We start from the raw sequence: 26,398 nt of genomic DNA, 5'->3' as shown, positions 1-26,398 counted from the left end.
GCATCCTGGTGGGCATTTTTATTTCTGTTCAGTAAATTCTCTGCAGGTTATTGCTGTTGCAATTCAGATAAGTCTTGGTAGACTCCACCTCGCATTCTATATGCGTTTACCAAGGGGTGCCGTCAGCGGCTGAGATCCAACATGTGGGAACCCTTAAACCTGATCCGGATAATACCGGCGTAGGGATGGTTATCATCAGAACTTATCACCTGCCGTTAAAAGCCGGATCTTTTGGACATCATTGCACAAGAGATCCAGTATGAAATTACACACAACATTATTGTCGCTCTCGTTACTTAGCGTATCGGTAAATCTTGCCGCTCAGCAAAACGACAGTGCCGACGAGAACATCGAAAAAGTCACTGTTTATGGTGATTTTTACCAGCGTACACTTGACCAGCTCAGCGCCAGTGCGTCGGTGATTGATAATGCCCGTATTCAAAACCGTCAGGCCGTTCACATAGATTCGTTACTGCGCGTTGCGCCTAATGTTAATTTTTCCAGCGGTGCATCCCGCGGGCGCTTTATTCAGATTCGTGGTATTGGCGAACGCAGCCAGTTTGCCGAGCCGATAAATCCTTCGGTCAGCATTATGGTTGACGATTTTGACTTTACCGGGTTAGGTGCTGCCGCGGTATTGTTTGATACCCAACAGGTCGAAGTATTCAGAGGTCCTCAGGCTACCGTATTTGGCACCGGAGCCCTGGCCGGAGCGGTATTAATTAAGTCTACCGCGGCCGATGCCGAACAAGCCGACTACGGTTTGTTTAGCAAAGCCACGCAAAATAGTCACCGCCTGGAGTTAGGTAAAAGTGTTGCGGTATCCGACAATCTCCATCTTCGTGGAGCATTGTTGCACAACCGCAGTGACGGCTTCGTGCGCAATACCTACTTAAACCGGGACAATACCAATAATATCGACGAGTCGGCGGTTAAACTGGCTGCTAAATATCAGTACGGTGATGACGTGACGCTCACGTTAAACTACCGCTGGTATGATATCGACAACGGTTTCGATGCGTTTTCACTGGATAACACCCGGGAAACCCTGTCTGATGAGCCGGGCTTTGATCGCCAGCAAACACATGCGCTCAGTGCAAACGTGCTCACACAACTGGCCAGCGGTGACATGCATTTTATTTTTACCCATGCCAGCAACAACATCGATTACGGGTTTGATGAAGACTGGACTTACACCGGTTTCCACCCGTGGGGTTATACCTCCACTGACTATTATTATCGTGATGTTGATACCAATACCGTTGAAGTCCGGTTTGTAAGTGATGACAGCCTGAGATTGTTCGACGACACCACGTCGTGGGTGATTGGCGCGCGCATTAAAAACAACCAGGAAGACTTACTGCGGGAATACACTTACAACGACGGCGACTTTATCAGCCGCTTCCAACCTATAACAAAAGCCCTGTATGGCGAACTCGACAGTGAACTCAGCGATAAGCTCACTGCGACCTTGTCGTTGCGACTGGAAAATTACGACTTTTCCTATGCTGATAATGCCGGCCTTAGTCGGGACAACGACTCGACCATGCTGGGTGGCAAGTTTGCGCTGAGTTATCAACTGGGCGAACAGGTGCTTTACGGCAGTATCTCCCGTGGTTTTAAAGGCGCCGGGATCAACCCTGACCAAAACGTCACCGAAGCCAATCGTTTTTACGATGAAGAATATAACTGGAATTACGAATTAGGCGTAAAAGGTCGCTTTGCCCCCAATGTGACAGCGCGGCTTGCTGCCTTCGTCATGAAACGCCAGGACACCCAGGTGAGTGATTACGAACTGCAATATCGAGAGGATGGCTCAGCCGAGTTTATCGATATCATTGCCAATGCTGATCTTGGCACCAATCAGGGTGTTGAAGCCGAAGTGAGCGTGCAGTTGGCAGATAATTGGTCGCTGGATATGTCCGCCGGCTATCTGGATGCGTATTTTGAGGGGTATGTGCAGGCCGATGGTACCGAGGTGACTGAGCAGCAACAGGCGCAGGCCCCGAAATACACGGCGAATATGCTTAGCCGGTTTGATATTACCGACACCTTGCGTTGGAATATTGAAGTGGACTATGTCGACAGTTACCGCTTTTCTGATGGTCACGATGTAACGGCACCGTCGCGCGTACTGGTACACACTCAGCTGAGCTGGCAACAGCAGGACTGGGAAGCCACGTTGTGGGTAAATAATGCCTTTGATCGCACTCATTATACCCGTGGCTTTGGTGGCTTTAGTAACGATCCGCGCGATTTTTATGAGTTTGACGAACCCTATTATCAGCTTGGTGATGGCCGTCAAACCGGTGTAACCGTACGTTACCACTTTTAGGAGAATATGATGCAAGTCATGGTTGAACTGTCGTTGTATCCACTTGTGAATGAGTTTATTCCGCCTATCAAAGCCTTTATTGAGCGGCTGAATAATTACCCAAGGTTAACCGTCACAACCTGTTCAACCAGTACCCAGGTGCACGGCGATTACAGTGAGGTGATGCAAATTCTCGGCGCAGAAATGCAGCGTACTCATGAAGAAGTCGGTCAGGCTGTGTTTGTGGCGAAGTTTCTTAACTACGATGCCATGCAAAGCAGACAGGTAAACGATGACTGAGCAGGCGGTGACTCAATTTGCCGGGCAGGTCGCTGGCACCTCGTTAGCTGAATGGCTGGCAGTACTGCTCGCCATCGCCTATGTGCTGCTTGCGGCACGGCAAAGTGCCTGGTGTTGGATGGCGGCGTTTATCAGCACCGCTATTTATACCTGGTTGTTTTGGCAGGTCACACTGCCATTTCAGTCGGCGCTGAATATTTTTTATATGATCATGGCGGTTTACGGTTACTGGCAGTGGCATCATCAACCGGGCGAGACACGGCAGGTGCAGTCAAAGCCGCTGCGCTGGCATCTGTTGATGGTTGCTGCGTTAACCGTGGTGGCCATACTGCTCGGTAAATTAGCCGGTACACAATTTAGCGGTGAGTATTTGTGGCTGGATGCGGCCATTAACGTTTTTAGTGTGGCAACCACCTTTATGGTGGCGCACAAAATATTGCAGAACTGGATTTACTGGTTCGTGATTAACAGTGCGGCAGTCTTTCTTTACTGGCAAAGTGGGCTGGTATTATCGGCATGCCTGTTCCTCGGGTACGTCGGGTTTTCGATTTATGGGTATAGCCAGTGGAGAGTGCAATGGTCAAAGTGTTACCAGAGCAACAGCTGAAACAATTACTGGCACCGCTGCTTACCGATGCTCAAAACATCACCCTTGAGCCCGTGCGCAAGGGCATGGCCAACCAGGTCTATCATGTCAGGGGAGAGGGCATCTCCTGGGCAGTTAAAATACTCGGGCCGGCGGGGTTCAGCGCGGTCGATTATCGTAAAATAGAGCAGTTGCAGCAGCAATTAGCCAACTTGCAGGTTGCGCCAACGGTGGTTGATGTTAACTTGCAGCATCGCGTTTGGGTTGAACAATGGGTAGATACGCCATCGTCCGGCGGCATTGAGACGGACCGTCTGGCGCAAGCCCTGGCGAAGATCCATAACCTCGACCTTCAGGCACCAACGCTGGCATTGTTACCGTGCTGGCAGCATTACTTAGAGCAGTTGCCCAGCAAACAAGCCAGGCAATTTATTCCACAGCGGGACAAGCTTGCGGCGGTGATCGGACAATCCAGTCATTATTACGACTTTTGCCTGTGCCACAATGACTTATCATTTACCCATTTGGTGGGAGACAACCGCGATATCGTGATTGACTGGGAATATGCCGCCACCGGCAACCGCTATTTTGACCTGGCTGCCTGTGCGCTGATCAATGAGCTAAATGAAACACAGTGTCGGGCGTTAAGCGATGACTATGCTACCAGAATGGGCCTTGAGCGCTCACTGGTGTACGGTAAATTACAGGACTTTATACCGGTTGTGGATTTTACCAACCGACTTTGGCAGGCTGCGGCCGAGCGCCAGTGCTAAACAATACTGAGGCACAAAACAAAACGTTTATTATTTGCGCGCTTGAGCAGGATTTTACCGATTTAAGCTAAAAATACTTTACCTTTGATCGCGCTTACGTATAATTCACAGCGCGTTAGGGGTGTAGTTCGAATTGGTAGAACAGCGGTCTCCAAAACCGATGGTTGGGGGTTCGAGTCCCTCCACCCCTGCCACTTCTTGTGGCTAGCGCGTCAAAATGGTAAAACCTCTCTGTAAACAATCCGCGCGCAATCTTAGCGCCCACTATCCCAGCGTTAAATGTCAAACGACCAGGGTAGCCTCTGTTTATTTTTTGTTTGCTGCGGATCTGCGTCTGAACGTGCTGTTTTAAACTGTGAATTCAGGACTGAAATCCGGGCTTTCTGCTTAGCCTTTTGCTCTCTGCACCAGCCGTATCATTGTTACGTATGCCGGTTTTCGCTTTTAATACTCGTTGAGACAAATCCTCTGTAATTATCAGTTCACGAATAGTAAGCTCACTACTAATTAGCATACGCAAAAGGACATACGCTTGAATAAAAGCAATGACATAGCAACACTGCAGCAATTTCAGCGCCTGTTACAACAAGGACTTCACTCGCTTAACACTGGGCAATTTCAAAGTGCAAAACAGGCTGTAGACCAAGCACTGTCGATTAATGCCGATTCGACGCAGGCGAACTTCTTATCAGGATTGGTTGAAAATGCGTTAAATAATCGCAAAGAGGCCCTCAATGCGTTTTGCAATGTGCTCAGGTATGACCCAAAAAATTGCGCTTGTTGGGCACATATTGCCGAGTTGAAAGCCGCTTTTGGCGAGTTTTCGGCGGCGGAAGACGCCCTTAACAAGGCGATTAAATATGATGATGGCAGTCCGAATCTAAAACAAATGGTGGGATTAGTAAATTCCGCACTGACTCGCTATGAAGACGCACTTAAATGGTATCAAAAAGCGACACAGCAGCAGCCAAACAATATTGGGTTTTTACTTAATCAGGCCACGTGTCTTATGTACCTTGGAAAAATAGACGAAGCTGAAACAATTTTATCATCTATTGTGAAACTGCAACCGGCCTTTGCAACTGCACACTGGTTGCTTTCAGGTCTCAAAAAAGCGCAGGATCAGAAACACATCACGCAAATGAAATCGGTAATGCAGTCTTTCCGCTTCGGACCGGGCGATCTGGCGCATTTCCATTATGCTTGTGGTAAAGAGCATGAGGACTTAGAGCAATGGAGTGAAGCGTTTCAGTCATTTTCAGCAGGTGCCGCTGCAAAGCGGGCATCTATCCAATACGATGAAGCTTTAGAACAGCAAATGTACGAACATTTGATGGCTACCTGCACCGAAGAGTGGTTGCAAAATGGGGCCGATGGTCACGAGGACGAGGCGCCAATTTTTGTTATTGGCGAGCCGCGTTCTGGCACATCGCTGGTAGAACACATCATTAGCGCCCATTCACAGATAAGTTCAGCAGGTGAATTAAAGAACTTAATTTACTGTATCAGTCAGCTTTCTGACACCGTTGGTGAAGCTGAGCTCTCGCCACAGTTAGCAATCCGAGCAACTAAATGCGCCCCCCGTCTGTTAGGCGAAGCGTATATGAATAGTGTCAAAAAGGTGAGGGGGAATACGCCACATTTTGTTGATAAACTGCCCAGTAACTTTCTTTTCCTGCCACTTATTCTCAAAGCGCTACCGAAGGCAAAAATTGTTCATCTGCGCAGAGATCCAATGGACACCTGTTTATCTGGATTTAAACAGCTGTTTACCCATGCCTATCCCTATTCGTATGATCAACTGGAGATGGCCAGGCATCACGCCAGGTACCTCCATATGATGGAAACCTGGCGTACGCGCTTTGGTGAACAATATCTGGAAGTTCATTACGAAGAACTTGCAATGAATTTTGAGCCCAATGCACGTAAAATTATTACCTACCTGGGATTAGATTGGGAAGACAGTTGTTTGCAATTTCACCAGCAATCAACGCCGGTTAGCACTGCCAGCTCAGTACAAGTGAGGCAGCCTGTTTATACAAAATCCATTGAACGGTGGAAAAAGTATGAATCTCAGTTGCAGCCAATGCTACAAGAACTTAATAAGCACCGGCCGCAATAAGAGAATGATCGGGGCCTTTATTTAGTTTATGTTAATCTTGGGTCCGACTCAGGTTTTGGACTGGCGGGGGCCGCTATCTGTAAAGTGAAAGTAGACACCTCTGCCTGCCATTTTCCCCTTTCGTTTGATAAACTGCGGTGCAGGGCGAACTCCCTAAAACTGCGCAGGACCAATTAATTCATGACAGCAGAATTATCCGATTATCAAATTGCAGCATTGCAGGAAATGCACATTCCGGTGTGGCAACCGCAGGATAAAGCCGCGGTCAGCACAGCCACCAAGGGGCAACGACAGCGCCCGGATGCTGCATCGTCATCACCTGTGCAAGCCCCAGCCAAAGCATCGCAATCTGATGCGCGCAGCCATTTGCAAAAAATTAAAGACAATATGTCAGCTAAACCGGCACCGCCTGACAAGGCTGACGCCCAACCTGACTTGCAACCCTTATCAGCACAACAGTATCCGGCGTTTGCCGATGATGTATTGCAGGCCCTGCAGCTAACGGCTGCAAACGTATCCTTACCGGTTATGATTGGCGGGGATGTAAGCGTTAATGCAACGCACATCCGCTTACCTGCAACACCGGATAAACTGTCTGCCGAGCATAAAAAACAGCTGTGGAAGGCATTGTGTCAACAAAGGTAGCCTCCACGCCGCTGAAGTTTGAACTGGCCAGTCCTGAGTCACTGGCGGTTTGTTATCCTATTCACTGCGCTGTACAAGTGGTACCGTGGAGCAAATCAACTTTTACTGATTGTACAACTTCGCCATATGAATGCTGGCTGGTAATAAGTGATGATGTCATATTAGGCTATGCCATTTTGCTGATTGTACTCGATGAAGTAACAGTAATGGATATTGCCATAGCACCTGAATATCAGGGCCAGGGCGTGGGTAAACAGCTATTGCAGCATGTGCTCTGTCATTGTCGTCATCAGCAGCACAGGGTTTGTTTTTTAGAAGTTCGCGAGTCTAATCAGGCTGCTATTCATGTGTATACAAAGGCCGGTTTTGCCCTGCTTGAGCGGCGCAAAAATTACTATCCCATTGCCGGGGGCAGGGAAGACGCATTAATGATGTCTTTGCAGCTTTAACAGCGTATTATGGGCGACAGTTTGCAATAGTTTGCAATGGTTTTTCAGCCGACGCGCTTACCACACTGCTTCGCCTGCATGCCAGCGTTGTCGGGCTATTTGATTCTCATGTAGCTTGACTACCAATAAAATGTAAAAGTCCGTATAATCCCGCGACATGACAAGGCCTGGCCATTGCGAGACTATCGCTACGAACAGCGATACGTCCAGTGCCAGCACTCCCGAATTAAAATCAGGTTTATTGAATGACCCAGCTGTTAGAAGAAATTAAGCGTCGGCGCACGTTTGCGATTATCTCGCACCCCGATGCCGGTAAAACCACAATCACCGAAAAAGTGCTCCTGTACGGACACGCTTTGCAAACTGCCGGCACCGTAAAAGGTAAAAAGTCAGGGCAGCATGCGAAGTCCGATTGGATGGACATGGAAAAAGAGCGGGGGATCTCGGTAACGACGTCGGTGATGCAGTTTCCTTATTCGGATCATCTGATCAACCTGCTCGATACACCAGGACACGAAGATTTCTCTGAAGATACTTATCGTACCCTGACGGCAGTAGACTCCTGCCTGATGGTAATCGACGCCGCAAAAGGTGTTGAGGATCGTACCCGCAAACTGATGGAAGTCACGCGCTTACGTGATACGCCAATCATAACGTTTATGAACAAGCTCGACCGCGATATCCGCGACCCCATGGAGCTGCTTGATGAAGTTGAAACGGAACTGAATATTGCCTGTGCGCCGGTCACCTGGCCAATTGGTTGCGGTAAGCAGTTTAAAGGGGTGTATCACATACATCGCGACGAGGTTATGCTGTATCAGTCGGGGCAGGGCCACACTATTCAGGATGTGAGAATCATTAAAGGGTTGAACAATCCTGAGGTTGACGCTGCAGTAGGTGATGGCCTGGCGGCTGAATTTCGTGATGAGCTGGAACTCGTCATGGGTGCCTCCAATGAGTTTGATCAGGAATTGTTTTTAGCCGGTGAAATTACCCCCGTATTCTTTGGTACAGCACTGGGTAACTTTGGTGTTGATCACATGCTGGATGGTTTGGTTGCCTGGGCTCCACAGCCGCAGGGGCGAGCCACCGACAAGGGTGAGATCGATTCGACTGACGCTAAGTTCAGTGGCTTTGTGTTTAAAATCCAGGCCAACATGGATCCTAAACACCGTGACCGTATCGCCTTTTGTCGTATTGTTTCGGGCAAGTATGAAAAGGGCATGAAAATGCGCCATACCCGCATTGGTAAGGATGTGCGTATTTCCGATGCGCTGACATTCTTAGCCGGCGATCGCTCATTACTCGAAGAAGCCTACGCGGGCGATATTATCGGCCTGCATAACCATGGTTCTATTCGTATTGGCGATACTTTTTCGTCGGGCGATGATTATCGCTTTACCGGTATTCCAAACTTTGCACCAGAGCTGTTTAAGCGCATTCGACTGCGTGATCCGTTGCGTCAAAAGCAACTGCAGAAAGGCCTTATTCAGCTGTCAGAAGAGGGCGCCGTGCAGGTATTCAGGCCACTGGCGAACAACGATCTGATTGTTGGTGCGGTCGGGGTGCTGCAGTTTGATGTGGTGGTCGCCCGCTTAAAAGCAGAATATAACGTTGATGCCCTGTATGAGCACGTTAACGTGGCAACGGCGCGTTGGGTGTACTCAGACAGCGAGCGAAAACTCGATGAATTTCGCCGCAAAGCAGAGCAGAACCTGGCACTCGATGGCGGTGACAATCTCACCTACGTAGCGCCCACCATGGTAAACCTCCAGTTAGCTCAGGAGCGTTACCCCGATATTGAATTTAACACCACACGCGAGCACTAAACACAGCTATGAATATTCACGCCTTATTAATCTCTCGTTTCTCGCAGGCTCTGGCCGACATGGGAATTACCGATGCACCGGTGCCCATCGCGCGCAGTGGTCGTCCTGAATTTGGTGAATATCAGTTTAACGGCGCCATGGCGCTGGCCAAGCAACTAAAGCAAAAGCCGCGTGACATCGCCGCGCAGGTACTTGAGCATGTAAAACTCGATGATATTGCCAGCAAACTGGACATCGCCGGCCCTGGCTTTATTAACATCCATTTGGCCGATGAATGGCTGGCATCTGCCTGCCAACAGGCTTTGCAGGATACGCGCGCAGGTGTTGCGCAGCAGACTCCGCAAACGGTGGTGGTTGATTATTCCTCGCCCAACCTGGCCAAAGAAATGCACGTTGGCCACCTGCGTACCACGATTATTGGCGACGCCGTGGTAAAACTGCTGGAGTTTTTGGGCCACAAGGTTATTCGCCAGAATCACATGGGTGACTGGGGTACCCAGTTTGGCATGCTACTGGCGCATTTAAGCGACAAGCTTAATAAAAACCAGGTAGCCGAGACAGCCCTGTCTGACTTAGAAGACTTTTACCGCGAAGCGAAAATTCGCTTTGATGAAGAAGACGGCTTTGCCGATCGGGCCCGTGAGTATGTGGTCAGACTGCAAAGCGGCGATCAGCAGTGCGCCGAGTTGTGGCATTTGTTTATTGATGTGTCTATTTCACACAGCGAAGAAGTGTACAAAAAATTAAATGTCAGCCTCACCCGCGCCGACATTATGGGTGAGTCGGCTTACAACAACGATTTAGCGCCGGTTGTCGCCGAGCTGAAAGAAAAAGGCATCGTGGTGGAAGACCAAGGCGCACAGGTTGCCTTTATTCCCGAACTGGCCGACAAAGAAGGTAACCCTGCCGTATACATAGTGCAAAAATCAGGAGGTGGATACTTATATGCTACCACTGACTTAGCGGCTATGCGTTACCGCAGCGGTACACTCAATGCAGACCGCACGCTCATTTTAACCGACGCCCGCCAGGCCTTGCATTTTAAACAAACTGAAATTGTTGGCCGTAAAGCGGGCTTTATGAAAGCGGAGCAAACCTACGAGCATTGCCCTTTTGGTATGATGCTAGGCAGCGACGGCAAACCCTTTAAGACCCGCAGTGGCGGCACGGTGAAGCTGGTAGAGTTGCTCGATGAGGCGGTAGAGCGCGCGGCCCGGTTACTGGCTGCCAGAGACACCGGTTTAGACGCCGACGAGCTGAAAGAGGTTGCCCGCAAGGTGGGCATTGGCGCAGTAAAGTATGCCGACTTAAGTAAGAACCGCACTACCGACTATGTGTTTAACTGGGACACCATGTTAAGTTTTGAGGGCAATACCGCGCCTTACCTGCAATATGCGTACACCCGCATCCAAAGCTTGTTTCGGAAGGCCGAAGTCGCGCCGACGGCGCTGCAGGCTAACATCAGTATCGAACACGAGCAGGAACATGCGCTGGCTGTACAGTTACTGCAGTTAGAAGAGCAGTTAAATGTGGTGGCCCGTGATGCAACGCCGCATGTGTTATGTAGCTATCTGTACGATCTGGCGAGTCACTTTATGAGTTTTTATGAAGCGTGCCCGATATTAAAAAGTGACGTGCCGGCAGCCACCCGTGCCAGTCGCCTGGCATTAGCCGCACTGGTTGCCAGAGAGCTGAAGCTGGGTCTTGAATTATTAGGTATTGAAACGCTGGATAAAATGTAAGTGCACGGTTTGAGTGGTCTGTGCGTATAATCATCAGACTCATACAAAAAGGAATGGAACCATGGTAAAAGTACTCGCTTTTTCAGGTAGCACACGTAATGGCTCATATAATCAGGCGTTAGTCGAAAATGCCGCAGAAGCGGCAAAAGCGGCCGGTGCAGAGGTTACGGTAATCAGCCTGGCTGATTATGCGATGCCCATTTTTAATGAAGACGAAGAAAGTGAATATGGCATGCCCGAACGCGCCCAGGCCTTTAAACAATTACTCATTGATCATGATGCGTTTTTAATTGCCAGCCCGGAGTATAACAGCAGTTATCCGGCACTATTAAAAAATGCCATCGACTGGGCGTCGCGTAAGACCAGCGATGATGAGCCCATGCTGGCGGCCTACAAGGATAAAGTGATTGGCTTGATGGCGGCGTCGCCCGGCGGCCTTGGCGGTATGCGTGTACTGGCAGTGCTGCGCATGCTTTTGCAGAACATCATGAGTGTGGTAATCCCCTTGCAGGTATCGGTGGCCAATGCCGCTGACAAGTTCGATGACAACGGCAAACTGACCGATGAGACGGCCCGCAAGCAACTTACCAACCTGACCAAACAGCTGGTCAGCATGGCGCAGAAACTCAACGCCGGGTAAGCGTCCTTAACCAGTCACAGTACCGAAAACGGCTGTTAAAAGCAGCCGAAATTCGGTACTATCGCGCATCCGAAAAAACAAACAAATTAAAAGGTTGGTATGTTTGAAGTAAACCCTGTTCAAAATGGCATTCAGGATATTCGTGAGCGCACTGCGGCGCTTCGGGGGTATCTTTGACTTTGATGCAAAGTCAGAGCGATTAGAAGAAGTTAACCGCGAGCTTGAAAGCCCCGACGTGTGGAATGATCCGGAGAAGGCGCAAGCGTTAGGCAAAGAAAAGGTTGCCTTGGAGCAGGTGGTTGAAACCATCGTTAACCTTGAGCAGGGTGCTGATGACGTTGAAGGGCTATTAGAATTAGCCGTTGAGGCTGAAGATGAAGAAACCTTTGACGAAACCCGAAAAGAACTAAATGAGCTGATTTCGCAGCTTGAGAAGCTCGAGTTTCGCCGTATGTTCTCCGGTGCCAACGATGCCAATGACTGCTATTTGGATATCCAGTCAGGCTCTGGCGGAACCGAAGCCCAGGACTGGGCCAATATGCTGCTGCGTATGTACTTGCGCTGGGGTGAACTGCACGGCTTTAAAACCGAGCTCATCGAGGTATCAGACGGGGATGTAGCGGGGATTAAGAGCGCAACGATTCGGTTTAGTGGCGAATATGCGTTTGGCTGGCTGCGCACCGAAACCGGTGTTCACCGACTGGTACGTAAATCGCCGTTTGACTCAGGGAATCGCCGACATACTTCTTTTGCGTCGGCGTTTGCCTACCCTGAAATAGACGACGACATCGAAATCGATATTAATCCGTCGGATTTACGCATTGATACCTACCGGGCATCAGGTGCGGGTGGTCAGCATGTTAACCGGACAGACTCGGCAGTGCGAATTACCCATTTACCGACCAACATTGTGGTGCAGTGCCAGAACGACCGTTCGCAACATAAAAACAAAGATCAGGCAATGAAGCAGTTAAAAGCGAAGTTGTTTGAATTTGAATTACAAAAACAAAATGCCGAAAAGCAAGCGTTGGAAGACAACAAGTCTGATATCGGCTGGGGCAGTCAGATCCGCTCTTACGTGTTGGATGACTCGCGGATTAAAGATTTACGCACTGGCGTAGAAAACCGTAATACCCAGGCCGTTTTAGACGGCGATTTAGATAAATTTATAGAAGCCAGCCTGAAATCGGGCCTGTAGTAACTCAAAAATTAAGTGAATAAACTATGAGCGAACAACAACTCGACGAAAACAAATTGATTGCCGAGCGTCGCGCTAAACTCAGCGCTATTCGCGAACAATGTCGCGCTAACGGCTTTCCTAACAGTTTTCGTCGCGAGAATTACGCACAAGAACTGCAAGACAAATACGCTGAGCTGGACAAAGAAACACTGGTTGAGCAAGACAACCAGGTTAGCGTTGCCGGGCGGGTGATGGCCAAGCGTGGCCCCTTTATACTGCTCCAGGATATGACCGGTCGTATTCAGGCGTATGCCGATAAAACGGTTCAAAAAGATCTTAAAGCCCGTTATGGGTCACTGGATATTGGCGATATTATTGGTGTGGCTGGCGCGCTGCATAAATCCGGCAAGGGCGACTTGTATGTCAATATGGCCAGCTATGAATTGCTCACCAAGTCACTGCGTCCACTGCCAGAGAAGTTCCATGGTCTGACCGATCAGGAAACCAAGTACCGTCAGCGCTATGTGGATCTCATCACCAGTGAGAAAACCCGCGAAACCTTTGTGGTTCGCAGCAAAATTGTAAACGGTATCCGTAACTTCTTAACCACCCGCGATTATATCGAAGTGGAAACCCCCATGTTGCAGGTTATCCCGGGCGGCGCGACAGCCAAACCTTTCGTCACCCATCACAATTCGTTAGACATCGATATGTATTTACGGATTGCGCCTGAGTTATACCTCAAGCGGTTAGTGGTAGGGGGCTTTGAACGCGTGTTCGAAATCAACCGTAACTTCCGCAATGAAGGCCTGTCAACGCGCCATAACCCGGAATTTACCATGCTGGAGTTTTATCAGGCTTATGCAGACTATAACGATCTGATGAACCTGACTGAAGACATGCTGCGTTCGCTGGCTGACGATATTCTGGGTACTACCAAACTGGTTAATACCGTACGTGATACCGACGGTAATGTGATTGCCGAAAAGCACTATGATTTTGGCAAGCCCTTTGAGCGACTGAGCATGGGCGAGGCCATCTTAAAATACTGGCCAGAAGCCAATGAAGCCGCGATACGCGATCCGGAAGCGCATTTGCCTGAACTCAAAGCCATGGCCAAGCAGTTACACATTAAAGAGCCGGAAGTGGACGGTATCTGGGGCGCGGGCAAGTACTTGTGCGAAATATTTGAAGCCACCGCCGAAGAACAGCTTGAGCAGCCTACGTTTATTACCGAATATCCGTGGGAAGTGTCACCATTGGCGCGCCGTAATGATAATAACCCGTTCATTACCGATCGCTTTGAGTTTTTTGTTGGCGGACGCGAACTAGCCAATGGCTTCAGTGAGCTTAACGATCCCGAAGATCAGGCTGAACGCTTTAGTAAGCAAGTTGAAGAAAAAGATGCCGGCGACGACGAAGCCATGCACTTTGACGAAGACTACATTCGGGCCCTGGAGTTTGGCTTACCGCCTACAGCCGGTGAGGGTATCGGTATCGATCGCCTGACCATGCTGTTTACCGATAGCCCGACCATTAAAGACGTTATCTTATTCCCGCATATGAAGCCGCAGACGCAGCAAGACAGCGAATAAACCTCACGCGTTTTTTATGGCGTTATACAACAGGGTATTGGTGGTGACATCAATACCCTTTTTGTTTGCCTGGGCAATAATATAACCCGTAATAGCGTCTATTTCAGTAGGGCGCTGGTGGGCGACATCCTGATGCATACTTGAGTAGTTTGTCGCTGTCAGCTGAATTACCTCAAACACCTGCGCTAAAACGACACTGTAGCGAAGCTCAATCCCGCAGGCTACCGCAACCTCACACACCTCGTTAACGACCGCTTCAATGGTGGGCCGGAACACCGCACTACTCAGCGCGCCGTTGCGAACATTATGCTGCGCGGTGAGCGGATTGATGGCACAGTTAATTGCCAGCTTTTGCCACAACGCTAATAAAATATCATCACGCCAGGTCACCGGGCCAATACAATGATGCAGGAGTTGGCCAATATGGGTATTCAATGACGCTGAGGCGCTGTGCAGGGGGGACAATCCGAGCATGGTTTTACCCACTCCGGTATGTTGCACCGTTGTTGCTGTCGTTTTAAAGGCGCCATGGCTGGTGGTGGCCAGATACACCGGATTAAGCGGTAAATACTCAGCTGCCAGCTCCATACCGCCCATGCCGTTATGGAGCAGGATAATCGGCGTGTCTGTGGTGAGCTTGGGTTGCCAGTATGCTATCGCAGCTTTGAGCTGAAACACTTTAAGCGGCAAAATCAGAATGTCATCCGCTGTGAATGCCGCCGGAGCGCTATCAGCGAGCGGTTGAAGCGACACCGACCGACTATCGTGCGAAGGACTGTTTTGTAATACAACGGTTTGCAAAAGGGCTGAGCTGGCTCTGGGCAGTAAACGGTAGCTCACCCCGGCCTGTTGTGCGCCGGCCGCACAGAGTCCGCCTATTGCGCCACTGCCAAGAATATTGACTATTGCAGACATAGTTACAGCGGGCTTACTGGCGGTGCGGGAGTGGTTTTCGGCCAGTTTAAGTCACCCGGGGCGGGGGCCTTGTTTAACCAGTCCGTAAATACCGGGGTCAGAAAATGCTGACCATACTGAGGACGGCAAAATATACTGATATCCTCGTCATTGTAGCTAAACTCTAAGCCCCAGGCGTGCAGGTAGGTTCGGTCTGCTGGTTGCGCCCCATACAGGGTATCACCGGTAATAGGACTGCCCAGGCTTTTCATAGCGACCCTGATTTGATGTGTTTTACCGCTGAGCGGCTTAACCAGCATAATGCGCGGCGCATCAGCAAAACCGTAGCTGAAAAACTGTGTAATAGCGGGATTCTGCTGACTTTTTAGCAGTATATGCTGGCCATTGCGACGGTTTTTCATGTCACCTTTAACTGTACCTTGTTTCTTTTTGGGTTTTTTATCAACCAGCGCCAGATAATATTTTTGCACCTGATGCTGGCGAAAAAGCCGTTCAAATACGGCCGCAGACTGAGCATGACGCGCTAATATCAGGCAGCCAGAGGTAACATCGTCGAGTCGATGGACAAGGTGTAAGCCGGATAAATTAAGGAGGCTCTCGCACTGTTGCACAATGCCGGTGTCACTATTGTGCATGGTGATGCCAGGTGGTTTATGTACGACAATAAAGTCGTCATGGCACAGCAGCAACTCCACGGGTTAGTTTTTCACAGTGGCAAGTATTGTTAATGCCTGATCGTATTCCAGACTGGTCACTGCCGCGGTTAACTGTTCCTGCTGCGCAGGTGTCAGGGATAATTTGGCTAACCAGTTTGCCAGCTTTTCATCATTAATATATTCGTGGTGCTCAAGCGCCTGGCAAAATGCCTGATGGGCTTCGTGATGCGCATCGGGTTTAGTTTCCGGTGCTGATGCCGTGTGTTCGTCAGGCAAATCGTCGATAACCGCGAGGGTTTTATTAAGGTTGTCGAACAGACTTTGCATGGCGGCGGCGTCTGCCTCGCCGTGTTTTAACTGCTCATTAACCAAACGGCTGTCCTGATAAACGGCGTTGCAGCCAAGATTACCCGATACCCCTTTTAAGGTGTGAACCAGATCTTCTGCACCACTGATATTCCGGGCGCCCACCAGATCCTGCAAACGCACGTCGACGTCGCGATATTCGGCGGCGAACTTGCGCAGCAGCCTATACAATAAACTTTTGTTGCCGTTTAGCTGACGAAGTCCAAATTCAAAATCTACGATCATCAAATTTTCTTGCATAAGTTCCTGATAATTCAATATAGGTTTTCTATGGAATTATTTCTACATAGGATGTGATTTGCGGTACACTTTTAGTTGTATTTTTTGTTAATGTTGTCAAATTCAGTTTAAAAAACCTCTCGGTAGGCTTTGAATTTCTTCTACACCTGTCAATCCCGGAATGTTAAATGTTGTTTAGATTCATCGTTATAGGGTTTCTTGCCTGCTTTCTCTACGGGTGCAGCCAGACCACCAATCACTCCGCTACTACTGCAAAAAGTGTAGCACAGGTCGTCGCAATTGATTATGAAAAATATCAACTCGACAATGGCTTAACAATTATATTGCATGAAGATCATTCCGATCCCCTGGTACACGTTGATGTGACGTATCACGTAGGCTCTGCCAGAGAGGAACCTGGCAAAAGTGGCTTTGCCCACTTTTTTGAACATATGATGTTTCAGGGCTCTGCCAATGTGGCCGACGAGCAACACTTTAAGCTTATTACCGACGCTGGCGGCACGCTGAATGGCTCTACCAACCGTGACCGCACCAACTACTACCAGACCGTGCCGGCCAATCAATTAGAAAAGGTGCTGTGGCTGGAAGCTGACCGTATGGGGTTTTTATTGCCTGCGGTTACTCAGGAAAAGTTTGAGATTCAGCGTGAAACGGTAAAGAACGAGCGCGCTGAACGTATAGATAATCAGCCTTACGCCCAGCGTCACGAACGTATTGCCGAAGCGCTTTATCCTGCCGGTCATCCTTACTCGTGGCTGACAATCGGCTATGTTGACGATCTTGATCGGGTAAACGTTAACGATCTGAAAGCGTTTTTTAAGCGCTGGTATGGCCCGAACAATGCTGTTTTGTCGATTGGCGGCGATATTGATGTCAGGCAAACAAAAGCCTGGATTGAAAAATACTTCGGCACATTGCCACGTGGTCCTGAAATCCCGAAGCAGTCCCCACAACCTGCCAGCTTAAGCGAAAACCGCTTTATTACAATGCAAGACAATATCCATTTACCGCTTGTGCAGGTGGTGTTCCCAACGGTTCATGCGCGTCACGAAGACGAAGCCGCACTGGATGTGCTGGCGAGTATCCTGGGCAGTGGTAAAACGTCAATCTTTTACGAAAAACTGGTTAAGACCGGCAAGGTTGCTCAGGCCGGTGTGTCGCATCCATGCAGTGAACTAGCCTGTGAATTTAACCTGGTAGGTTTGGTATCGCCCGACTCAGGTCAATCGTTGACTGACATTTATACCGCCATTGAGGCCATTCTCGCTGATTTCGAAAACCGGCCTTTCGACGATGACGCGCTGGCAAGAGTAAAAGCCAACATTAAAGCGTCAACCATTTACGGCTTGCAAAGTGTGAGTGGTAAGGTGTCTACCCTGGCATACAACGAAACGTTTTTTGATACACCTGATCTGATTAATGCTGACGTAGAGCGATACAATGCGGTGACGAAGCAAGATGTTTACCGGGTATTCAAGCAATATATTAAGGGCCAACCGGCGGTGATCCTGAGTGTGGTACCCGAAGGGCAGGGCGAACTGGCGGTGGCTGAACCTACCGTAGAGCGGCCGCAACGGCAGATCGCCAGCACAAGTGCAACACCAGCTGTTACTGAAGATGCATTGACGTCCTCTTTTGACCGCAGTGTGATACCCGCCGCCGGCGAGCCGCCGGTTATCAGTATCCCGAGTTTCTGGCAGCTCAAACTGGCCAATGGTATTCAGGTACTGGGGGTAACCAATCGTGAAACCCCCACCATCACGTTCACCCTTGATCTGGATGGCGGCATGCTGCTTGACCCCAAAAATAAAGCCGGTCTGTCTGCATTTACCGCCGCAATGATGAATGAAACAACGGCACATTACAGCAACGAAGCGATGTCAAATGCGCTGGCTAAGTTGGGCTCATCGATTAGCTTCGCCAGCAATGGACGCTACACCCAGGTTTTTGTTTCAAGTCTGACCGAATATCTACCGGAAACCCTCGAACTGCTGAAAGAAAAACTGTTTCACCCGGCCTTTACGCAAGCGGATTTCAACAGATTAAAACAGCAAATGCTGGACAACGTTAAGGCTCAGGATAAAGAACCGAACGCGCTGCTGGAAAGAGCTAAAACCGCGGTACTGTGGGGTAAGGATAACCGTGTCGGGCTTCCCCCCGGCGGCACGGTTGAAACTATTGAGCAAATCACCCTCGACGATATTAAGCAATTTTATGCGCAATATTACGTGCCCGCCAAGGGTACCCTGGTGGTTGTGGGGGATATGAGACCGGGCCAGATTACAGACTATTTTGGTTTTATAAACGACTGGCAAGGGGATGACTACACCATTGCTGACTACGGGCAGTTTCCTACCTATCAGCGCCAGCAGATATTTCTAGTGGATGTACCAGGGGCTGCGCAAAGTTCGGTGCGGCTGGTTAAACGTGCAATGCCCTACGATGCAACCGGCGATTATTTTCTTGCCCAGCTGATGAATTTTCCCCTTGGCGATGATTTTAACAGTCGCATTAATCTGAATCTCAGAGAAGATAAAGGCTATACCTATGGCGCTTTTTCGGCGTTTAATGGTGGTAAAACACTAGGGTGGTTCGAAGCCGGTGCTGATCTCAAACAAGTCTATACGGGGGCCGGTATAGAGGCGTTGCTCAACGAAATCAAGCGCTACAAAGAACAGGGGATTAGTCAGCAGGAACTGCAGTATATGCAAAATGCATTTACCTTAAGTGAAGCGCTCGAGTATGAAACGCCTCTCGATAAAGCATCATTCCTCCGACGCTTACTCGCTTATAACTTGCCGGTCAATTATAAGAAGCAGCAAAAGGCAATTCTACTGGGCATAGACAAAGCCGCTATCGACACTGTTGCCCAGCGTGAACTGGCACCCAATGACCTGCAAATAGTGATTGCCGGCGATAAAGAAGTCATCATGCCACAGCTGGAAGCCCTTGATATCCCGGTTCGGGAAGTCGTGTTTTGATACATTATTGATATTAACTGTTACGATTTATGCTTTGGTCGGTAATAATAAATTGATAATATACCGGCCATTACCCACCGTCTTGCAACAACTGTAAGCCGCAAACGACAATATGGAACCGACATTGCGCCCATTGACTCACGACCTTTCTTACGATTTAAACGCCCTTAAACAAAACGGCGCATTTGCCTCACTGAGTGCAATTAAACGTGGTGTTGAGCGAGAATGCTTACGTATAAACCCAGAAGGCACACTGGCGTTAACGCCACATCCTAAAGTACTCGGGGCAGCGCTAACGCATGACAGCATCACCACAGATTATTCAGAGTCGTTGCTGGAATTTATTACGCCGCCAGAATCCGATGCGGATAAAACGCTGGCTCAACTGGAAGATGTGCACAAGTTCACGGTAGAGAATATCGGTGCAGAGCGCCTGTGGCCGCTGAGTATGCCCTGCTTTATCGAAAACGAAGCTGATATTCCCATTGCCTACTTCGGTGAATCGAACGTTGGTAAGATGAAAAAAGCCTATCGAATGGGGTTGCGCAACCGTTATGGCAGCATGATGCAAGTCATCTCCGGTGTGCATTTTAACTTTTCGATTCCAAATAGTTTCTGGCAGCAACTGGCTCAGCAAAAAGGTGTTGCCGCGTCTCAGTCATGGGTATCAGAGCAGTACTTTGGCCTGATCCGTAATTATCGACGCAGTTGCTGGCTTATTCCTTATCTTTTTGGCGCATCACCAGCGCTGTGCAGTTCATTTGTGGAAGGTCGTGAACACGGCCTGGACTTTAAAAAGTTAGGGCGGGGAACGCTTTATTTGCCCTATGCGACTTCGCTGCGCATGAGTGGGCTTGGTTATACCAGCCATGAGCAGTCCTCCCTGCGTATTTGTTACAACTCGCTCGACTCCTATGTGCGCTTGTTGCGTGAGGCGATGTATACACCGTCACAAAACTACGCGCACTTTGCGGCAGGGGAAGGCGGCAATTATCAGCAGCTCAGTAAAAATGTACTGCAAATTGAGAATGAATTTTATTCGCCAATCCGGCCCAAACAACCCACCGCTTCGGGCGAGAAACCTACAGATGCACTGGCCCTGCGTGGGGTTGATTACATCGAAGTCCGGGCGCTGGATGTGAATCCTTTCAGTCCTATTGGTATCAGTCGTGAGCAAATTGATTTTCTTGATGTGTTTCTGCTCAGCTGCCTGTTAACCGATAGCCCGCAGTTTGATGCCGAGCGATATAAAGAAACGGACATCAATTTGAATAGCGTGGTGCTGGAAGGGCGCAAACCCGGTTTAATGTTGCGCCAAAATGGTCAGGATGTGGCAATGCAGGACTGGGCTGAACAACTGTTTGAACGCTATGCCACGATAGCTGAACTGATGGATCAAAATACCGGTGATGGGCGTTATTCAGCGGCGGTTAAGCGTGAATGGCAAAAAGTATTGTCACCAGATTTAACCTATTCCGGGCGTTGGTTAAATAAACTGCTTAGCGAAGGTGATAACGCCGTTGTGGGGCGCGATCTGGCCAATACCTATCGTCAGCAAATCAGCGACTTCACCTATCACTATAAGAATTCAGCAGATTTTATTGGTGAGGCTGAACGTTCGGTGATAGCGCAGCAAGAGGTGGAAGCGGCCGATACCGTGCCGTTTAATCGCTTTATTGATGATTATTTTGCGCGTGAGGCGGCTAAAAAAAATGCCTGACAAGGGTCAGGCATAAGAATTTGTTCCAGGGAAACACACTTTCGGAACATTAGGTTGGACACTCTATGTACAAGAAGTTCAAAAATATTTGTATCTTTTTTTCCGGCTTGTTAGTGATGCTGCCTTTGTTCCTGGTGGGTTGCGCGACAACGCCGCCACAAGATACCAGCAACCTGTGTGAAATTTTCTACGAAAAAGAAGATTGGTACGATGCTGCGGCGGATATGCGTGACAAATGGGGAGTGCCAATACATGTTCCGATGGCAATGATGTATCAGGAGAGCTCTTTTCGTCACGACGCTCTGCCACCCCGCGATTACATATTGTTTGGCCTTATTCCCTGGGGCCGGGTGAGTTCAGCCTACGGCTATTCGCAGGCTAAAACGCCGACCTGGAGCGATTATATTCGCGAAACGGGTAACTCAGGCGCAGATCGGGACGATTTTGAAGATGCCATTGATTTTATGGGGTGGTTTATTAGCAAAACCCATTCTCTGAACGGCATTTCCAAGTGGGATGCCAATGCACAATATCTCAATTATCATGAAGGCTGGGGCGGATACCGGCGTAAAACCTATTTACGTAAAGGTTGGTTAGTTGACGTTGCCAAGCGTGTGAAGAGTCGCTCCCTGCGCTATGCAAGCCAACTAAAAACCTGCGAAGAAGATTTACAAAAAAGTTGGTTTTGGAAACTGTTTGATTAACCTTTAAGCTCACCGGCAGGCTTATTTCGCCTGGCTGGCCCGCGTCATTATCTTTCGTTTATTCTGCATTTACATCACGCTTTAATAAAAAAAGCAGGCGGGTGTCAACCAACCCGCCCGCTAACGGTGGGTATCCGTCCAAGACCGTAAAACACTCGGAAACCCAACAGGCATACTTAAGTTAATCTAAATGATAATTATTATCAAGTGTTAATTGGTGCTATTTGTGAGAATGTGCCATGGTTTGATCCAGGTCATGGTTTACGGCCCGAAGCATGTTTGGATTTGATATAGATCAGCATTTTTTTGACACCAGAAGCGCACAATATCCCAATAGATTAAGTAACGCTAAAGGTGAACACTATGTGGGCAATGTTATTAAAAGATCCGGTTGTTTGGGGCTCTCTACTGGGGATTTTCATTATTCTGGTGATGATGGGGTATTACGCTTATTTATTTATTCACAATAGTGGGGATCTGCATAAGTAGCCGGGCAGGGTCTCGTTCATGGCGGGCAATTGTCAGCGCTTCCGGCTGAAGGGGGATTCTGCGTCAAGCAATACCAGCAGAGCGCCCTGGCCGCCATACTCCAACGGCGCCTGATGAAAAGCCTTTACCTTAGGGTGTTGGATTAAGTAGTGCGGCAGGGCGCGTTTTAACACACCTGCGCCATGCCCGTGAACAATACACACGCAATCAATATTTTCCTGGTAGGCGGTGTGCAATAAGGCAGCCAGCTCATGTTTAGCCTGTTCTCGCGTCATACCGTGTAAATCCAGGATATACTCTGGCGTGTAACGTCCGCGGCGCAACTGCTTTAATTCGTAGCCGGGTACGTCTTGCCGGCAATACCGTAGTGCCCCTTCAGGAAGAATAAACCCCTCGAATGCATCAGAAAACTCAAAGCCTGCCTGCGCTTGTCTGGTTGCTTTACGTTGGCGGCGAACCCGTAATGATGGTTTTGGCGCTTTTGGTACATGTGTATCTTGTTTGAGGGGAACAACCCCCTTTACGGCAGCTTTGAATAAGTCCGCATCGTCAATATCATCTGCTGTGGGTTTGTTGGCCTGACGGGCGAGTTGTTGCGACTGCTTTAATTGTGCCAGTTGTTTTTTCACGTTTTTATTATTCCCCCTTTTTTATTTACAGCAATGCAACGCCAGGTGTTGGTTTACGTCAGGGCCTGTTGATCTTTGGTATAAAAGTGCACGGCAAAGCCCAACAGGCCCTAAATAACCATGTGCGAACAGGGCAACATTATGTATCATAGCAGCTTTCAAATTTCTGGATATTGTAGCCTGTATGACTGATAAGTTTTACCTTGATGAAGCAATTTCTGATCTTCATTCCATTTTGGATATGGTGCGTTGGGCTGTGAGTCGCTTTAATGATGCAGAGCTCTATTACGGACATGGCACTGACAACGTTTGGGATGAAGCGGTAAACCTGGTGTTTTACGCGTTACATTTGCCGCATGGATTGACCGCACAAACCGGCGATGGATTGTTTGCCGCTAAATTAACTACCAGCGAACGGACCAAAATTGCTGAGCTGGTGCTGCAACGAGTGCAAACCCGTTTGCCATTGCCCTACATTACTCATCAGGCATTTTTCTGTGATTTACCTTTTTATGTTGATGAGCGGGTACTCATTCCGCGTTCACCTTTTGCAGAACTTATTCAGCAGCAATTTGCGCCCTGGCTGACAACATCGCCACAACGCATACTGGATTTGTGTACCGGTGGTGGCTGCATTGCAATTGCCCTGGCGTATGCCTTCGAGGACGCCGAAGTAGACGCCGTGGATATTAGCGAAGATGCCCTGGCGGTGGCCGAGATCAATATTCAGGAACATGGCTTAGGTGACCGGGTTTACCCATTGTATTCGGATTTATTTACGCAACTGCAAGGCCAGAAATACGATTTAATTGTATCGAACCCGCCTTATGTTGATGCCGAAGATATGGCGGATTTACCGGTTGAATTTCAGCATGAACCTGAGTTGGCGTTAGCGGCTGGCGATGATGGTCTGGACTTAGTGGAAAGCATTATCGAACATGCACCGGATTATCTCTCAGAGCAGGGCGTGCTATTTGTGGAAGTGGGGAATAGTTTGGTGCATATGGCCAACCGGTTTCCAGGGCTTAAGATAGAGTGGGTTGAGCTAGCTCACGGTGGACATGGTATATTTGCCGTTACCAAAGCGGCGTTAGACAGTTACAAACAACAGGATAAATAGATTCATGGCGGGTAATACATTTGGCAAAATTTTTACAGTATCAACCTTTGGCGAGAGTCATGGGATTGCCATTGGTGGCGTAGTTGACGGATGTCCTCCCGGCCTGGAACTGAGCGAAAGTGACTTACAGCCCGATTTGGACCGGCGTAAACCGGGGACCTCGCGTTACACCACTGCGCGCCGTGAAGATGATGAAGTCCAAATCCTTTCCGGTGTGTTTGAAGGTAAAACCACCGGTACCAGCATCGGTTTGCTAATTAAAAACAAAGATCAGCGTAGTCAGGATTACTCAAACATCGCTGCCAGTTTTCGTCCTGGCCATGCCGATTATACTTACCAGCAAAAATATGGTTTTCGCGATTATCGTGGCGGCGGTCGCTCTTCGGCCCGTGAAACTGCGATTCGGGTGGCGGCCGGCGGTATTGCTAAGAAGTATCTGGCCCATGTACACGGCATTCAGATCCATGGTTTTTTGTCGCAGTTAGGCCCGATAGGCATCGATTCGGTCGATTATGATCTGATTAACACCAACCCGTTTTTTTGTCCTGATGCCACGAAGCTGGACGCCCTTGATGAGTACATGCGCGACCTGAAAAAGTCAGGGGATTCCATTGGTGCCAAGGTATCCGTCGTGGCTACCAACATGCCGGTTGGCCTGGGTGAGCCGGTATTTGATCGTCTCGATGCTGATATTGCCGGGGCGATGATGGGCATAAACGCGGTGAAGGGTGTCGAGGTCGGCGACGGTTTTGATGTGGTTACGCAAAAAGGCAGTGAACACCGCGATTCGCTGACCCCAGAAGGTTTTAGCTCTAATCACTCCGGTGGCGTGCTGGGTGGTATTTCCACCGGCCAGGATTTGGTAGTGCACATGGCGCTTAAACCAACTTCGAGTATTTCGGTACCCGGCGAAACCATTGACGTGGATGGCAATGCCATTGATATCGTTACCAAAGGTCGTCACGATCCCTGTGTGGGCATTCGCGCCGTGCCCATTGCTGAGGCCATGCTGGCGATAGTACTGATGGATCACAGTTTGCGTCATCGCGCGCAAAATGCGGCGGTAGCGTGCGCCACGCCAATTATTCCGGGTTCAGTAAAGTAACATGCTCAACCTGATATCCAAGTAATGGCGGCGTCCTCCAGCCGCTTTGCTATTATCGCGCTAAGCCTTACCTATGCACTGTATTTTGGTCAGTTAGGAGTCATCACGCCCTATCTTGGGGTGTTTCTTGATGGGCGCGGTTTTACCTCGGTAGAGATTGGCGAGTTGTTTGCCGTTATTACCCTGGCGCGAATTATCGGCCCATCATTGTGGGCAGGCGTCGCCGATCGCAGCGGGAAAGTATTGTTTATTTTGCGTCTGGGCAGTGGTTTAACCGTGCTCAGTTTTATTGGCGTGTTCTGGGCTTACTCATTTTGGTATCTGACGCTGGTCATGGGCATGATGATGATGTTCTGGACGGCCATTTTGCCGCAACTTGAAGTGCTCACCTTACAAACCATTGAGGGCGACTCAAAGCGCTACGGGCGCATTCGTTTGTGGGGCAGTATCGGCTTTATTGTGCTGACGGTGCTGGTGGGGAAAGCGTTGGATTTCTTTTCTACCGATGCGCCTATTTATGCATCCATGCTGGTGCTGATAGGGCTCTTTATCAGCAGCCTGACATTGACTCAGGCAGGCAGTCGTAAGCCTAAGGCGGCGGTAACGATGCGCATAATGCCCTTTCTGCGGGATAAAGTGGCCTTGCTATTTTTGCTGTCAAATGGCCTGTTGCAGGTTAGTTTTGGTGCTTACTACGGCTTTTTTGCGTTGTACATGCGTGATCTGGGTTATTCAGGTATGCAAACCGGGCTACTGATAGCGCTGGGTGTTACCGTGGAGGTTGGTATCTTTCTGGTCGCTCAGCGGTTAATTTCCCGCTTTGGCGTGTGGCGATTAATGGTGTTTTGCCTGCTGGCAACCGGGCTGCGCTGGCTGGTATTAGGAACCTTGGCCGATATGTTCTGGCTGGTGTTTTTTAGTCAGTTTATCCATGCATTGAGTTTTGGTTTAAATCACTCCACGTCGATGCACTTTATTCACCATTATTTCCCCACCCAGATCCACGGCCGCATTCAGGCCGCTTACATCAGCCTTGCCTTTGGCTTGGGCGGCGCAATGGGGAATTACGCCGCCGGGTTATTGTGGCAACAGGGCGCCGGCTCCATGTTAACCTTCTCGGCGGCTGGAGCGTGTGCGGCAATTGGCGGTATGGCGTTATTGTTAATATCGCCGAAGCAAATGGAAGCTTGTCATCATCGCTGAGTCTGCAGGCTGAATTAAACCTTATCTGAGCATACTCACAGTGCGTTAATATTTATCATCGCACTGGGTAGCGAAGCCTTGCCGGTAAAGCGGGT

The 26,398-nt window shown here is 49.2% G+C and carries 23 protein-coding genes, 1 tRNA gene and 1 riboswitch; of the genes, 20 read left to right on the top strand and 4 right to left on the bottom strand.

Annotated elements, in window-relative coordinates; genetic code table 11:
- Positions 1–102: 102 nt before the first annotated feature.
- A riboswitch (TPP riboswitch) is annotated at positions 103–203 on the top strand.
- Between the two features lie 56 nt (positions 204–259).
- The 13 genes from OIK42_RS12905 to lysS all read left to right on the top strand — a co-directional run bounded on the left by OIK42_RS12905 (position 260) and on the right by lysS (position 14,175).
- The gene (locus OIK42_RS12905; protein WP_273641086.1) at positions 260–2,335 is read left to right on the top strand and encodes a TonB-dependent receptor; all 2,076 of its coding nucleotides are present in this window, start codon (positions 260–262) and stop codon (positions 2,333–2,335) included.
- A 9-nt stretch (positions 2,336–2,344) separates the two neighbouring features.
- Positions 2,345–2,614, top strand: coding sequence for a YkoF family thiamine/hydroxymethylpyrimidine-binding protein (locus OIK42_RS12900; RefSeq protein ID WP_273641539.1), 270 nt, complete (start codon positions 2,345–2,347; stop codon positions 2,612–2,614).
- Positions 2,607–3,221 (top strand): nicotinamide riboside transporter PnuC, encoded by a 615-nt coding sequence (gene pnuC / locus OIK42_RS12895; RefSeq protein ID WP_273641085.1) that lies wholly within the window; start codon positions 2,607–2,609, stop codon positions 3,219–3,221. Before OIK42_RS12900 ends, pnuC begins: the two co-directional genes overlap by 8 nt.
- A complete protein-coding gene (locus tag OIK42_RS12890) occupies positions 3,191–3,973 on the top strand; it encodes a phosphotransferase (RefSeq protein ID WP_273641083.1) in 783 nt (260 codons plus the stop codon). Before pnuC ends, OIK42_RS12890 begins: the two co-directional genes overlap by 31 nt.
- Before the next feature lie 117 nt (positions 3,974–4,090).
- A tRNA-Trp gene (locus tag OIK42_RS12885) sits at positions 4,091–4,167 on the top strand.
- Positions 4,168–4,505: 338 nt separating this feature from the next.
- On the top strand, positions 4,506–6,095 hold the full coding sequence (locus tag OIK42_RS12880) for a tetratricopeptide repeat-containing sulfotransferase family protein (RefSeq protein WP_273641081.1): 1,590 nt from the start codon (positions 4,506–4,508) through the stop codon (positions 6,093–6,095).
- A 180-nt stretch (positions 6,096–6,275) separates the two neighbouring features.
- Positions 6,276–6,740 carry a hypothetical protein gene (locus tag OIK42_RS12875; RefSeq protein ID WP_273641079.1) on the top strand — a complete coding sequence of 155 codons (465 nt, stop codon included), beginning with the start codon at positions 6,276–6,278 and terminating at the stop codon, positions 6,738–6,740.
- The gene (rimI, locus tag OIK42_RS12870) at positions 6,725–7,189 is read left to right on the top strand and encodes a ribosomal protein S18-alanine N-acetyltransferase (protein ID WP_273641077.1); all 465 of its coding nucleotides are present in this window, start codon (positions 6,725–6,727) and stop codon (positions 7,187–7,189) included. Before OIK42_RS12875 ends, rimI begins: the two co-directional genes overlap by 16 nt.
- 245 nt (positions 7,190–7,434) lie before the next feature.
- Positions 7,435–9,018 carry a peptide chain release factor 3 gene (prfC, locus tag OIK42_RS12865; RefSeq protein ID WP_273641075.1) on the top strand — a complete coding sequence of 528 codons (1,584 nt, stop codon included), beginning with the start codon at positions 7,435–7,437 and terminating at the stop codon, positions 9,016–9,018.
- An 8-nt stretch (positions 9,019–9,026) separates the two neighbouring features.
- On the top strand, positions 9,027–10,760 hold the full coding sequence (gene argS / locus OIK42_RS12860) for an arginine--tRNA ligase (RefSeq protein WP_273641074.1): 1,734 nt from the start codon (positions 9,027–9,029) through the stop codon (positions 10,758–10,760).
- A 61-nt stretch (positions 10,761–10,821) separates the two neighbouring features.
- Positions 10,822–11,400 (top strand): NADPH-dependent FMN reductase, encoded by a 579-nt coding sequence (locus tag OIK42_RS12855; RefSeq protein WP_273641072.1) that lies wholly within the window; start codon positions 10,822–10,824, stop codon positions 11,398–11,400.
- Positions 11,401–11,499: 99 nt separating this feature from the next.
- A protein-coding gene (gene prfB, locus OIK42_RS12850) for a peptide chain release factor 2 (protein ID WP_273641070.1) occupies positions 11,500–12,598 on the top strand; the annotation gives its coding sequence in 2 pieces (ribosomal slippage) (positions 11,500–11,574 and positions 11,576–12,598; 1,098 coding nt in all).
- A gap of 26 nt (positions 12,599–12,624) precedes the next feature.
- Entirely contained in the window at positions 12,625–14,175 is a 1,551-nt protein-coding gene (gene lysS, locus OIK42_RS12845) for a lysine--tRNA ligase (RefSeq protein WP_273641067.1), read from the top strand.
- Between the two features lie 3 nt (positions 14,176–14,178).
- Here the strand turns inward: lysS and OIK42_RS12840 are convergent, their stop codons facing one another.
- From OIK42_RS12840 to OIK42_RS12830, 3 genes are read right to left on the bottom strand one after another with little or no spacing between them, the layout of a single operon-like run.
- On the bottom strand, positions 14,179–15,090 hold the full coding sequence (locus tag OIK42_RS12840; protein ID WP_273641065.1) for a ketopantoate reductase family protein: 912 nt from the start codon (positions 15,088–15,090) through the stop codon (positions 14,179–14,181).
- A gap of 2 nt (positions 15,091–15,092) precedes the next feature.
- The gene (locus OIK42_RS12835) at positions 15,093–15,785 is read right to left on the bottom strand and encodes a TIGR01621 family pseudouridine synthase (RefSeq protein WP_273641063.1); all 693 of its coding nucleotides are present in this window, start codon (positions 15,783–15,785) and stop codon (positions 15,093–15,095) included.
- A gap of 3 nt (positions 15,786–15,788) precedes the next feature.
- The gene (locus OIK42_RS12830; protein WP_273641061.1) at positions 15,789–16,352 is read right to left on the bottom strand and encodes an Hpt domain-containing protein; all 564 of its coding nucleotides are present in this window, start codon (positions 16,350–16,352) and stop codon (positions 15,789–15,791) included.
- Positions 16,353–16,519: 167 nt separating this feature from the next.
- Here OIK42_RS12830 and OIK42_RS12825 point away from each other — a divergent pair, with 167 nt between their 5' ends.
- The 4 genes from OIK42_RS12825 (at position 16,520) to OIK42_RS12810 (ending at position 22,246) form a co-directional block, all read left to right on the top strand.
- The gene (locus OIK42_RS12825) at positions 16,520–19,333 is read left to right on the top strand and encodes a M16 family metallopeptidase (protein WP_273641059.1); all 2,814 of its coding nucleotides are present in this window, start codon (positions 16,520–16,522) and stop codon (positions 19,331–19,333) included.
- A gap of 112 nt (positions 19,334–19,445) precedes the next feature.
- Entirely contained in the window at positions 19,446–21,053 is a 1,608-nt protein-coding gene (gene gshA / locus OIK42_RS12820) for a glutamate--cysteine ligase (protein ID WP_273641058.1), read from the top strand.
- 65 nt (positions 21,054–21,118) lie between these two features.
- Complete coding sequence (locus OIK42_RS12815; RefSeq protein ID WP_273641056.1) at positions 21,119–21,757, top strand: transglycosylase SLT domain-containing protein; 639 nt, start codon at positions 21,119–21,121, stop codon at positions 21,755–21,757.
- A gap of 363 nt (positions 21,758–22,120) precedes the next feature.
- Complete coding sequence (locus OIK42_RS12810; protein WP_273641054.1) at positions 22,121–22,246, top strand: DUF3149 domain-containing protein; 126 nt, start codon at positions 22,121–22,123, stop codon at positions 22,244–22,246.
- 32 nt (positions 22,247–22,278) lie between these two features.
- On the opposite strand, the gene smrB is transcribed toward OIK42_RS12810, so the two are convergent.
- Positions 22,279–22,875 (bottom strand): endonuclease SmrB, encoded by a 597-nt coding sequence (smrB, locus tag OIK42_RS12805; protein ID WP_273641053.1) that lies wholly within the window; start codon positions 22,873–22,875, stop codon positions 22,279–22,281.
- A 184-nt stretch (positions 22,876–23,059) separates the two neighbouring features.
- Here smrB and prmB point away from each other — a divergent pair, with 184 nt between their 5' ends.
- Genes prmB through OIK42_RS12790 form a run of 3 tightly spaced genes read left to right on the top strand, consistent with a single transcriptional unit; the run spans position 23,060 to position 26,303 of the window.
- Complete coding sequence (gene prmB, locus OIK42_RS12800) at positions 23,060–23,995, top strand: 50S ribosomal protein L3 N(5)-glutamine methyltransferase (RefSeq protein WP_273641051.1); 936 nt, start codon at positions 23,060–23,062, stop codon at positions 23,993–23,995.
- A gap of 4 nt (positions 23,996–23,999) precedes the next feature.
- Complete coding sequence (gene aroC, locus OIK42_RS12795; RefSeq protein ID WP_273641050.1) at positions 24,000–25,100, top strand: chorismate synthase; 1,101 nt, start codon at positions 24,000–24,002, stop codon at positions 25,098–25,100.
- Between the two features lie 24 nt (positions 25,101–25,124).
- Positions 25,125–26,303 (top strand): MFS transporter, encoded by a 1,179-nt coding sequence (locus OIK42_RS12790; protein WP_273641049.1) that lies wholly within the window; start codon positions 25,125–25,127, stop codon positions 26,301–26,303.
- Positions 26,304–26,398 lie beyond the last annotated feature (95 nt).

It is taken from the genome of Alteromonas gilva, from assembly GCF_028595265.1.
Taxonomy (GTDB): Bacteria; Pseudomonadota; Gammaproteobacteria; order Enterobacterales; family Alteromonadaceae; genus Alteromonas; species Alteromonas gilva.
The sequence above is the reverse complement of the archived record's forward strand: the minus strand, read 5'-3'. Positions and strand labels throughout refer to the sequence as shown.